This window comes from Bradyrhizobium diazoefficiens (assembly GCF_016616235.1).
Classification (GTDB): domain Bacteria; phylum Pseudomonadota; class Alphaproteobacteria; order Rhizobiales; family Xanthobacteraceae; genus Bradyrhizobium; species Bradyrhizobium diazoefficiens_H.
In genome coordinates this window covers 4165778-4177455 of the sequence record NZ_CP067100.1, presented here as the reverse complement: position 1 = coordinate 4177455, position 11678 = coordinate 4165778, and the positions used below count along the sequence as shown (strand labels likewise).

At 63.2% G+C, this 11678-nt stretch carries 8 protein-coding genes; 6 read left to right on the top strand and 2 right to left on the bottom strand.

Translation table 11 applies throughout. From position 1 onward, the window contains the following. Positions 1 to 337 precede the first annotated feature (337 nt). On the top strand, positions 338 to 1996 hold the full coding sequence (locus JJB99_RS19800; protein ID WP_200494016.1) for a hypothetical protein: 1659 nt from the start codon (positions 338 to 340) through the stop codon (positions 1994 to 1996). A gap of 63 nt (positions 1997 to 2059) precedes the next feature. On the opposite strand, the gene JJB99_RS19795 is transcribed toward JJB99_RS19800, so the two are convergent. After that, positions 2060 to 3166 carry an acyltransferase family protein gene (locus tag JJB99_RS19795; RefSeq protein ID WP_200494015.1) on the bottom strand — a complete coding sequence of 369 codons (1107 nt, stop codon included), beginning with the start codon at positions 3164 to 3166 and terminating at the stop codon, positions 2060 to 2062. 837 nt (positions 3167 to 4003) lie between these two features. Here JJB99_RS19795 and JJB99_RS19790 point away from each other — a divergent pair. The 4 genes from JJB99_RS19790 to hflX all read left to right on the top strand — a co-directional run bounded on the left by JJB99_RS19790 (position 4004) and on the right by hflX (position 9757). Beyond that, on the top strand, positions 4004 to 6388 hold the full coding sequence (locus tag JJB99_RS19790; protein WP_200494014.1) for a sensor histidine kinase: 2385 nt from the start codon (positions 4004 to 4006) through the stop codon (positions 6386 to 6388). Between the two features lie 18 nt (positions 6389 to 6406). After that, the gene (locus tag JJB99_RS19785) at positions 6407 to 7777 is read left to right on the top strand and encodes a sigma-54-dependent transcriptional regulator (protein ID WP_200494013.1); all 1371 of its coding nucleotides are present in this window, start codon (positions 6407 to 6409) and stop codon (positions 7775 to 7777) included. Positions 7778 to 8114: 337 nt separating this feature from the next. After that, positions 8115 to 8363, top strand: a complete 249-nt coding sequence (gene hfq, locus JJB99_RS19780) for an RNA chaperone Hfq (RefSeq protein WP_007591126.1) — start codon at positions 8115 to 8117, stop codon at positions 8361 to 8363. Positions 8364 to 8374: 11 nt separating this feature from the next. Further along, entirely contained in the window at positions 8375 to 9757 is a 1383-nt protein-coding gene (gene hflX / locus JJB99_RS19775; protein WP_200494012.1) for a GTPase HflX, read from the top strand. Between the two features lie 149 nt (positions 9758 to 9906). Here hflX and mazG read toward each other — a convergent pair whose 3' ends face one another. Continuing rightward, positions 9907 to 10761, bottom strand: coding sequence for a nucleoside triphosphate pyrophosphohydrolase (gene mazG / locus JJB99_RS19770; RefSeq protein ID WP_200494011.1), 855 nt, complete (start codon positions 10759 to 10761; stop codon positions 9907 to 9909). Between the two features lie 126 nt (positions 10762 to 10887). Here mazG and queC point away from each other — a divergent pair, with 126 nt between their 5' ends. Then, positions 10888 to 11604 carry a 7-cyano-7-deazaguanine synthase QueC gene (queC, locus tag JJB99_RS19765; RefSeq protein WP_200494010.1) on the top strand — a complete coding sequence of 239 codons (717 nt, stop codon included), beginning with the start codon at positions 10888 to 10890 and terminating at the stop codon, positions 11602 to 11604. The last annotated feature ends 74 nt before the right edge of the window (positions 11605 to 11678 follow it).

The window sequence follows — 11678 nt, the reverse complement described above, 5'->3', positions numbered from 1 at the left end:
CTTCGTATTTTGGCTCGCTCATCCCGCGAATATGCGCGCCGAATCGCTGACGTGCTGCCCCCGCTCACTTCACCCGCTTGATATTGGCCCGGCGCTCGACTGGTGAAAATGTAGACCGCGTCAGAGCGCGTCATAATGTCGAGCATCTTCTTGAGCGGCGAGGGGCAGTGAATCCGGATGCACTCGCCCGTTCCAGCAGAATGCGAGCAAGTTATAGTTGCGTTCAGTTCGCCACAATGCTTTGAATCCTTGTCCTGAATTTTTCGCCACGGCGGAAGAAATCAAAGCTTCGATCACACCACCCGCGACGAACTGAAATCCCTCTCCAAAAATGTCAATGCAAAGTCCGCTGTCGCGGCGCCGGGATCCACTGATCCTGATAGTTGCGCTGCTGCTCGTTCACGTCCTGCTCGTCTTCAACGACGGTTTCTATATGGACGACTGGCTGATGTTTCGCATCACGCCGGACTACCCCGCCGACACCGATTTTCTCATTCACGGCGCCGGGCACCCCTTTCTCTTTGTCTACGTCACGCTGGCCAACCTGTCGGGCCATCCGGCAACGTTCATGAAGCTGCTCGCGATTGCGGCGATCGTGATCGGCGCGTTGAGCCTGCGCAGCCTGCTTCTGCGGCTGCGCGTCTTTTCCGACTTCGAGGCCGCAATGTTCGCCTTCCTGGTCTGGAGCTATGCCGGCTACCAGAGCTGGGCGGCCAAACTGCTCGCGTGCTATCTCTTCAGCTTCGCACTGCTCTGTCTCGGACTGAACCTGCTCTCGATCCTGTCCGGGTCCGGAGATCGCCGTATCGGGGTGCGTGCTGGCGCTCTCGTCGCCATTTTTTGCAGCTTCTCTCTGAACTCGATGATGGCCGCCTATGCGATCGGCCTCTTCGCCATCGTCTTCGTGCAGAGCCGCAGCGATCAGGCACAACCCTATTCGGTGCGCTCGCGGATCGCCGGCGCGATCAAGGATTTCCCCGATTTCATCGCCTTGCCGATCGTCTACTGGGTGTCGATCAACCACTTCTTTCCCAAGATGGGCCCCTACAAGGCCTACTACATGCCAAGGCTGCCAAACCTCGGCGAATTGGCCGCCGGACTGAACGCATTCTGGATCTTCGGCGTTCGCAAGGTGATCAGGCAGGGTCTCGAGCTGATGCGGGACGCGCCGACCGCGCTTGCGCTTGCGTTGCTGATGGCCGTGATGCTCGTTGCACTGCTGGCCCGAAATCGCAGCCTGCGGAGCGCCGTGTCGGGCAGTTCGGCGCTGGCGGTCATCTGGCCACTCCTTGCGGCCGTCGTCGTCTTTCCGCTTTGCGCGCTTCCCTATCTCGTTTCGGGCGTTCAGCCGGACGGACATTTCTTCGGATCGCGCCATCTCATTCTCTTCGGCATTCCAAGTGCGCTGCTGCTGGTGGCCTTCGTGCGAAGCCTCGGCCTCGTTGCGATACCCCGCTTTATCGGCTACGGCCTCGTGGCAATCGTCATGTCCGTCAGCATAAGCGCGCTCTGGAGTGGATATATCAACCAGCAAGCGCGCTGGCTGAGACTGGAAGCGCTGATGGACAATCTGCGCAGGGCCTATCGAGAACCGCCTGCGGCCGTGTTCGATCTCTCCGACGGATTTCTCGACAATCTGTGGCACACCTATTACGGAATTCCGGAGCTGACCGGCGCATTACACCTGGTCTGGGGACCGCACCCGCAGCTTGCCTTTACCGGTTCGCACGAGCGCCCCTCCGTCCTCCAGGAAATCGACGACGCCTCTCGCACTGACGGCTCGTCGTTCCGCAACATCGATCCTTGGGGACCGCAAGCGACAATTACTTTCGTTCCGACCATGCCGCTCCTGAACAACTACGGGCTGGCAAAGAGCTACTTTGCGTGTCTGCTGACGTCCTGCGATGCAGCGGCACTGATCGACCAGATAGCGACCGTCGATGTCAAGACCGGCCCCATCGCGAACCTCGCGCCGCGAGCGCCCCCGAAGGAATGACCTCAGATTGGTTTGCGGCAGCCGGTACTGCCTACTAACTGGCGCAGTACAACGGCGCGGGCATCACTGGTGCTTGTTGGCCGGCCCGGTTGGTTCAGCCGCGAGGGCGATCGAAAGTCTGTCGATTGCGTAAGATGGTGATGTGCCATCCGGACTTGCGCGGTTCGCCACAGGCTTTGGAGCGCTATAGAATCGTTTTCGCCGCCAGACATCGATGCCCTTCTGGACGAAAATCTCGAAGCCGAGTGCGGTGAGGGACGAGACCACGATGACCCAGGCGACCTGGAACAATACGACCCTTGTGTCGGTCGCCGAGAGGTCGATCCACTTGAGGCCGATTCCGATTTGAATGACCAGCATGTGGATCAGGTACACGCCATAGGAGAGATCGCCGAGCAGTGTCGAGATCCGTCCGTTCATGTGCTTGAAGAGCGTCGGCGTGATGATCGCCGTGGCAACCGTCAGTGCGACAGTGTTGAGTGCGCCGGCGTGTAGGTCCACGTCGGCGAAGTCGGCCGCGAGGACATAGATGGTGTAGAGCGCCGCCAGCGTGTAGGCCACGAATTTCGGCCAGGTCAGCCAGTCGCGCATGAAATACAGCCAGACGCCGAGGAGGAAGAAGCCGATTTGCCCGAAGAACGGGTAGTAGGCCCAGCGCCAACCGACATAGGTCAGGAGTGCCGCCTTGCCGGCAAATGCCAGAATCGTCAGGACCGCGAGGATTGTCGGGCGAAGCCGCACCATCAGCGGCACCAGCACGTAGAAGATCAACTCGGCGCCGATCGACCAGGCCTGCGGGACGAGCAGCAGATGATGCTCTCGCTCATTGACTGAGTACATGTCGAGCCCGAGCATCGAGAAGTTGATCAGCCAGGATCGATCCGGTGCAGCAAAGAAGCTGAAGAGCTGCATCTCGTTGTTGTACGGAAACCAACGATGGACGGGGTAGGTCAGCACGAGAGCGAGGGCGTAGAACGGGTAGAGGCGGCTGTACCGGCTCGCCCAGAACGCAACCGGACTATCGCGGTAATAGCGCACATAGGCAGCGGCCATGTAGAAGCCACTGATGAGGAAGAATGCCTCCACCGCGGCGAGCGCGCCGACCGTTTGAAGAATTGTGTAGAAGCCGGTGTGATAGGCCGCAACGATCGCGGCCAGCAGAAATCGCACGTACCCCAAAGATGCCCCCTCGGTCCGGCTCGCATGCGACGCAAGCTGGAAACCGCCTGTGATTGCTAACGGGACGTGCCGGCAAATCCCGCTGCTCGGCGGCGATCGTCCCGTGAGGGATTATGTCTTTTTGTTAGAAAGCATGTCTACATGTTTCATCCGGGATAGTGGAGGGCGCACAGGAGATCGAATCTCGGACCGTTCCCAAGCTGGGGTTCGCCCATCTTCTTGAAAATATAGCCCTCCTTCCGCCTGAGGCGGTTCCCCGCCGGATGTGCCGCATTGGCCCCGGTGCTCTGCCGGCGGCGCTGGCCTTGGGTTGGCAAGTTATCTATTCCGATGGTTCTCCTTTGAACGACGCGCGCCGCGGTGGGGCGGTTCAAGGGACGAGCGGGATCAGAACGGCGGTCGTGCGGGCGCAGCGAAGGGAGCGGACGGGGCAACCAGGGCCGTTGCCAGCCAAGCCAACCCAGAGATCAATCCGAAAGTCAGCATAGAAGTCATGAGCGCGCGACTATCAGGGTTCCCACTGCGAACAATGATCGGGCCTTATTCCTCAGTTCCGACACGATAGCGGGCGACTACGCCGACAGGCATGCAAGGCGCCGATCCCGTAGCCAGCAGTACAAGACCGACCAAGACCCAAGATCCCAATGAGAATGGCCATCGAATCCCAACTGCCGTTTTGGTAAATCGTGGCCAAAAGAAGAAGTTGAATTTGGTAAGTTGCTGAGTTTACGTGGCTATTTGGCGCTGTAGTGTCTCGGCAACAATGTGGTACGAATACATCAGTATCCGCCCCGCCGCGGCCCCCGTTTTCAACCATCCATTGCCGGAATGACCAGCGCAGATACCTCGGCCGCACACTTCGACACGGCCCCAGCGGAAGAGCCCCGGCGTTGGTCGGTGCGGCGCTGGCTGGCGCCGCTTGCCGTGGCCATGGCGCTGCTGTCGGCGCTCCTGACGTTCCTTGTCCTGACCGGCCTGACGCAGATCGACCCGACGCCGGAGGTGGTCCGTTCATTCTATCTGATCAACGCCGCCACGATCCTGCTGCTGGTCGGCATCATCGTCCGGGAACTCTGGCAGCTGATCCTGGCCCGCCGCCGCGGACGGGCAGCGGCGCGCCTCCACGTCCAGATCGTCAGCCTGTTCTCGATCGTCGCCGTGCTGCCGGCGGTTCTGGTCGCCGTCGTTGCCAACGTCACCATCGAGCGCGGCCTCGACCGGCTGTTCTCCGGCCCGACCAAGGAGGTCATCCAGAATTCGCTGACGATCGCGCGCGCCTACATGCAGGACCACGCGCAGCTGATCCGCGGCGACATCATCGGCATGGCCAACGACATTGCCCATGCAAGGCCGCTCTACGATCAGGACCGTCGCTCGTTCCGCGAGATGCTGACCGCCAGCGCCGGCTCGCGCAATCTGCCGGGCGCGATGATCATCGACAAGAACACCAATATTCTTGAATCCGCCGACACCGGCATGCGGCTGGCTTATTCGCCGCCGGCGCCGGATTTCCTCAGCAACGTCAACGAGAACGAGCCCGAGATCGCGGTGCTGCCGGATTCGAGCTACGTCGCCGCGGTGATCCGCCTGCGCGCCTTCAGCGACACTTTCCTCTACGTCGCGCGGCCGCTCGATCCGAATGTCGTGGCCCAGCTCAAGCAGACCGAGCTCAGCGTCGCCGAATACGCCCAGATCGAGTCGCGCCGGCTCGGCATCCAGGTCGCCTTTGCGCTGATGTTCGCGGTGATCGCGCTGACGATCCTGATGGCCTCGGTGCTGATCGGCCTCAACTTCGCCAACTCGCTGGTGGCGCCGATCCGGCGGCTGATGAACGCGGCCCACACCGTCTCGACCGGTGACCTGCATGTGAAGGTGCCGGTGCATCAGTCGGAAGGCGACCTTGCGCAGCTCGGCGAGACCTTCAACAAGATGACGCAGGAATTGCGCAGCCAGCGCGACGAGCTCGTCAACGCCAGCGATCTCATCGACAGCCGCCGCCGCTTCATCGAGGCCGTGCTATCCTCGGCGAGCGCCGGCATCATCGGCGTCGATGCCTCCGGCAGCGTCGGCATTCTCAACCGTTCCGCCGAGAAGCTGATCGGACACGCCGAATCCGAAACGCTCGGCCATCCGCTGTCGGACGTGCTGCCCGAGCTCGACGAGATGATGAAGACGGCGCGGGAAGGGACCCAGCGCCTGGTGCAGGGCCAGATCACGATTAGCCGCGACGGGCAGGAGCGCAACCTCTCGGTCCGCGTCAGCGCCGAGAAGAACCAGCCGCACGACAGCTACATCATCACGCTCGACGACATCACCGAGCTGGTCTCGGCGCAGCGCACCTCGGCCTGGGGCGACGTGGCGCGCCGCATCGCCCATGAGATCAAGAATCCGCTGACGCCGATCCAGCTCTCGGCCGAGCGCATCCGCCGCAAGTTTGGCAAGAGCATCACCGAGGACAAGGACAAGCAGATATTCGACCAGTGCACCGACACCATCGTGCGCCAGGTCGACGATATCAGGCGCATGGTCGACGAGTTTTCGCGCTTCGCGCGGATGCCCAAGCCGGTGATGGAAGGCGAGGACGTCGCCGACACGGTGCGGCAGGCCGTGTTCCTGATGAAGGTCGCTCATCCCGAGCTCGACATCGAGACGGAATTCAAGGAAGACCCGCTGCGCGCCCAGTTCGACCGGCGGTTGATCTCCCAGGCAGTCACCAACATCATCAAGAATGCCACCGAGGCGATCGAGCAGGTCCCGCCGGAGGAGCTCGGCAAAGACGGTGGAAAGGGCCGCATCGACGTCGTGGTCTCACGCGAGGGCGCGGACGTGCTGATCGACGTCATCGACAACGGCATCGGCCTGCCCAAGGTCGCGCGCTCGCGGCTGCTCGAACCCTACGTGACCACGCGCGCCAAGGGCACCGGCCTTGGCCTTGCCATCGTCGGCCGCGTGCTGGAGGACCATGGCGGGCGCATCGAACTGAAGGACGCCTCGGACTTCCGCGAGGGCCAGCGCGGCGCCTGGATGCGCTTGCGCTTTGCGATCTCAGGCGGGCCTGCGAAGTCCGAAGCGGCCGCGCCGCCGGCCAAGGACGCGGCCAGCGTCCCTGTCAAGGACCAGGCGCAAGAAACAAATGAGCCGTCGGCCGAAACCAAAGAGCCGGCTGAAAAGACCAATGATTCAACGAAAATCGAAGCCTCAACAGGCAACTGACAAGAACAGGCGCGACCCATGGCAAGTGAAATTCTGATTGTCGATGATGAGGCCGATATTCGGGATCTCGTTGCGGGCATTCTCGAGGACGAGGGTTTCGTCACGCGGACCGCACGCGACAGCGATACGGCTTTGGCCGAAATCGCCAATCGCAGGCCGCACCTCGTATTCCTCGACATCTGGCTCCAGGGCTCCAAGCTCGACGGCCTGCAGCTCTTGGAGCAGGTCAAGAAAGACAATGCCGATCTGCCGGTCGTGATGATCTCCGGCCACGGCAACATCGAGACCGCGGTCGCCGCGATCAAGCGCGGCGCCTACGACTTCATCGAGAAGCCGTTCAAGGCGGACCGGCTGATCCTGGTCGCAACCCGTGCACTGGAGAATTCGCGGCTCAAGCGCGAGGTCAAGGAGCTGAAGCAACTCGCGCCGAGCGCCAGCCAGCTCGTCGGCCGCTCGCCCAGCATGAACCAGCTGCGCCAGACCATCGAGCGCGCCGCGAAGGCCAACAGCCGTATCCTGATCGTCGGCCCCGCCGGCGCCGGCAAGGAGCTGACAGCGCGCACGCTGCATACGGCTTCGGGCCGCGCCGACGGTCCGTTCGTCGTCATCAACGCTGCCGCGATCACGCCCGACCGCATGGAGCACGAGCTGTTCGGCGTCGAGCAGTCCAACGGCGAGCAGCCGCGCAAGCCCGGCGCGCTCGAAGAGGCGCATGGCGGCACGCTGTTCATCGACGAGATCGCGGACATGCCGCGCGAGACCCAGAACAAGATCCTGCGCGTGCTGGTCGAGCAGTCGTTCCAGCGCGTCGGCGGCACCGCCAAGGTGCAGGTCGACGTGCGCATCATCTCCTCCACCGCGCGCAATCTCGAAGAGGAGATCGCTGCCGGCCATTTCCGCGAGGACCTCTATCACCGGCTTTCGGTGGTGCCGATCCGCGTGCCCGCGCTGTCGGAGCGGCGCGAGGACATTCCCGAATTGATCGACTATTTCATGGAGCAGATCTCGGCCGGCAGCGGTCTGCCCAAGCGGCAGATCGGGCAGGATGCGATGGCGGTGCTGCAATCGCATGTCTGGCCGGGCAATGTGCGCCAGCTCCGCAACAACGTCGAGCGGGTCATGATTCTGGCCGCCGGCGGCCCCGAGGTGATCATCACCGCGGACATGCTGCCGCAGGACGTCGGCTCGATGGTGCCGGCCATGCCGACCAGCAACAATGGCGAGCACATCATGGGCCTGCCGCTGCGCGAGGCGCGCGAAGTGTTCGAGCGCGACTATTTGATCGCACAGATCAGCCGTTTTTCAGGAAATATTTCTCGCACAGCCGAGTTCGTCGGCATGGAACGGTCGGCCTTGCACAGGAAGTTGAAGGCGCTCGGCGTCGGCTGACGAGGCCGGATACCGGTCGGCATACAGAGGGCGCGCGCCGAAACAGGAATCCGGAGCCCCGTTCAGTTTGGGGCGGAAATAGCTCCGGTGCCGCGACGTTGCGGCAACACCTACGGAATTGGCGAGGAAAAACATCTATTTCCGTAGTTTTTCGGAGAAAACGGACGTGGTCTGCCGCCTGAAGCGGCTTGCCTAATAAGCCGTCCTGCCCTCTAATCGAACCGCTGTTCCTCCGAGGGGGATCTCATGAGGAGCGGCAACCGGAAGAGGCCCCACCATGTTCAGAAGAGGGTCGCAACCGGCGCAATAAAAAGAAACTCAAAGCGAGAAAAAAACAATGGCGGCAGACCGCGCACAAAACCTACAGGACACCTTCCTTAATCACGTTCGCAAAACCAAGACGCCACTGACGATCTTTCTGGTCAACGGAGTGAAGCTCCAGGGCATCGTGACCTGGTTCGACAATTTCTGCTTACTACTTCGGCGCGACGGTCACTCGCAGCTTGTCTACAAGCATGCGATCTCGACCATCATGCCGGGCGCTCCGATCCAGCTGTTCGAAGGCGGCGAGGATCAGCCGGCTTGAGAGTGATCTGATTGGAACCCCGGAATTTTGACGGGGATGCCGACCGTCCGCGGTCGGCAGGGGCTCAGCAGACGGGGCGGGTGCTTGTCATCGGCCCCTACTTGCGGGTGCGTGCGGGAAGTGCCGACGCGCAGTCGGAGAGCCATGTCCAGCGCGACGCCGAGGCCCGGCTCGACGAGGCCGCAGGCCTTGCGCGCGCGATCGACCTCGTCATCGCCGATGCCATCATCGCACCGATCAGCCAGATCCGCCCCGCGACTTATATCGGTAAGGGCAAGGTCGAGGAGATTGCAGCGCTCGCCAAGAGCCTCGACGTCGAGCTCGTGGTGATGGATTGCGCGCTGGCGCCGATCCAGCAGCGCAATCTCGAGAAGGAATTGCATGCCAAAGTGCTCGATCGCACCGGGCTCATTCTGGAAATCTTCGGCCGCCGCGCCAAGACTAGGGAAGGCTCGCTGCAGGTCGAGCTTGCGCATCTCAACTACCAGCGCTCGCGCCTGGTGCGATCCTGGACCCATCTCGAACGCCAGCGCGGCGGGTTCGGCTTCATGGGCGGTCCCGGCGAGACGCAGATCGAAGCCGACCGCCGCCTGATCCAGGAGCGCATCTCCAAGCTCGAGGGCGAGCTGAAGAAGGTGCAGGCGACGCGGCGGCTGCATCGCGCCGGCCGCCAGCGCGTGCCGTATCGCGTCGTCGCGCTGGTCGGCTACACCAATGCCGGCAAGTCGACGCTGTTCAACCGCCTGACGCGGGCCGACGTGCAGGCCGCCGACATGCTGTTCGCCACGCTCGATCCGACCTTGCGCGCGCTCACCCTGCCGCATGGCGGCAAGGCCATGCTGTCCGACACCGTCGGCTTCATCTCCAATCTGCCGACCCAGCTCGTCGCCGCCTTCCGCGCCACGCTGGAGGAGGTGCTGGAGGCCGACGTGATCCTGCATGTCCGCGATATCTCGCATGAGGACGCCGAGGCGCAGCAGAGCGACGTCGACGCGGTGCTGCGCCAGCTCGGCATCAACCCGGACGACAGCGGCCGCATCATCGAGGTCTGGAACAAGATCGACCGTTACGATGCCGAGCAGCGTGAAGAGCTTTTGAACATTGCCGCGCGCAGGCCCGAGGATCATCCGGCGATGCTGGTCTCCGCCGTCTCAGGCGAGGGGATCGACGCACTGCTCAGCGCGATCGAGGAACGGCTTGCCGCCAAACGCACCACGCTCGATCTCTCCATCGATGCCGCCGACGGTGCCGGCATCAGCTGGCTGCACCGCAATTCCGAGGTGCTGACCAAGGAGCTGCACGACGGCCGCTTCGACATGACCGTGCGGGTGGACGAGACCAAGCGGGATATCGTGGTGTCGAGGTTCGACGCCGTGCCGCGTCACGCCACATGATAGGTGTCGTCCCGGCGAACGCCGGGACCCATGCCGCGTGATCTATATTGCCAGGGTAGTCGTCGTAACGACGCGCACCTGACTTCGAGCCTTCGCCAAATTGCTGCCTGTGGTTATGGGTCCCTGCGTTCGCAGGGACGACAGCGAAGCTAGCGGCGCACTTCCTGGCGTTCTTCCGGCATTGGCTTCGTCTCGGCTTTCGCCGCATTCCACAGCGCATCCATCTCCGCCAGTGACGCCTGCTCCAGCGTGCGTCCCTGCGCTTTCAGCGCCCGTTCGATGAACGCAAAGCGCCGCTCGAATTTCGCGTTGGTCGCACGCAGAGCGGCCTCCGGATCGGCATCGACATGGCGGGCGAGGTTGACGAGGGCGAACATCAGGTCGCCGGTCTCCTCCGCGAGCTCCTGCTTGTCGTTGCGGTTGAGCGCGGCCTCGATCTCGTCGGCTTCCTCGCGGATCTTTTGCAGCACCGCGCGCGGATCGTTCCAGTCGAAGCCGACGGTAGAGGCCTTGCGCTGCAGCTCCATCGCGCGCGTCAGCGCCGGCTGGCCGGCCTTCACGCCCGACAGCAGCGATTTGTGCGGCTGCGTCTCCACCGACGGCCGGCGTGCCGCGCGCTCGGCCTTCTCCTCGGCCTTGATGCGGTCCCAGACCTCCTTGACGTGGGAGGAGGCAAGATTGCCGTCCTTGTCGGCGAAGACATGGGGATGGCGGCGGATCATTTTTCGCGTGATGGCCTCGACGACATCGCCGAACGCAAACGCGTTCTGCTCCGAGGCCATCTGGGCGTGGAACACCACCTGCAACAGAAGATCGCCGAGCTCCTCTCTGAGATCGTCGAGATCGCCGCGATCGATGGCGTCGACCACCTCATAGGCTTCCTCGATCGTGTAGGGCGCGATGGTCGAAAAATTCTGCTCGAGGTCCCAGGGGCAGCCGGTCACCGGCGTGCGCAGCGCCGCCATGATCTCGATCAGGCGGGAAATGTCGCGGGAAGGGGTCATTGCGTGGCAGTCTCCTGGGCCTCCAGCCTTATGCCAAAACGAGGCCGCCGTTCCCAGCGCGGCGGGGCGGAACAGGCCGATTTCCACCGATTGGCGGGTTCGTTCCGCAGTGCTAAAGCGCGGGTCATGAGCGACGGATTTTCGACTGAAACCGCCCTGGTGCTGTTTTCCGGCGGCCAGGATTCCACCACGTGCCTTGCCTGGGCGCTGAGCCGCTTTGCGCGCGTCGAGACGCTGGGGTTCGAATACGGCCAGCGTCACGCCATTGAGCTCGCCTGCCGCGACCGTCTGGTCGACGGCCTCAAGGGCCTGCGCGCCGACTGGGCCGCAAAGCTCGGCGAGAGCCACACGTTGTCGGTCCCGACGCTCGCGGCCGTGTCCGAGACGGCACTGACGCGCGATGTCGCGATCGCGATGGGCGCCGACGGTCTGCCGAATACGTTCGTGCCCGGCCGCAACCTGGTGTTCCTGACCTTTGCGGCAGCGCTGGCCTACCGGCGCGGCATCAGCCACATCGTCGGGGGGATGTGCGAGACCGACTATTCGGGCTATCCCGATTGCCGCGACGACACCATCCGCGCCATGCAGGCCGCACTCTCGCTCGGGATGGCGCGACAATTCGAGCTGCACACGCCCTTGATGTGGATCGACAAGGCGGCGACCTGGCAGCTGGCACACGACCTCGGCGGCGACGGCCTGGTCGACCTCATCCGCGAGCACTCCCACACCTGCTATCTCGGCGAACGCGGCGCGCGGCATGACTGGGGCTACGGCTGCGGCGAATGCCCGGCGTGCAGCCTGCGGGCGAAAGGGTGGCGGGAGTTTGCGGCGGGGCGCAAATAGCGCTCCGGTCTCCGCTGCTGCCGTCACCACACCTGTCATCGCCCGCGAAAGCGGGCGATCCAGTATTCCAGAGG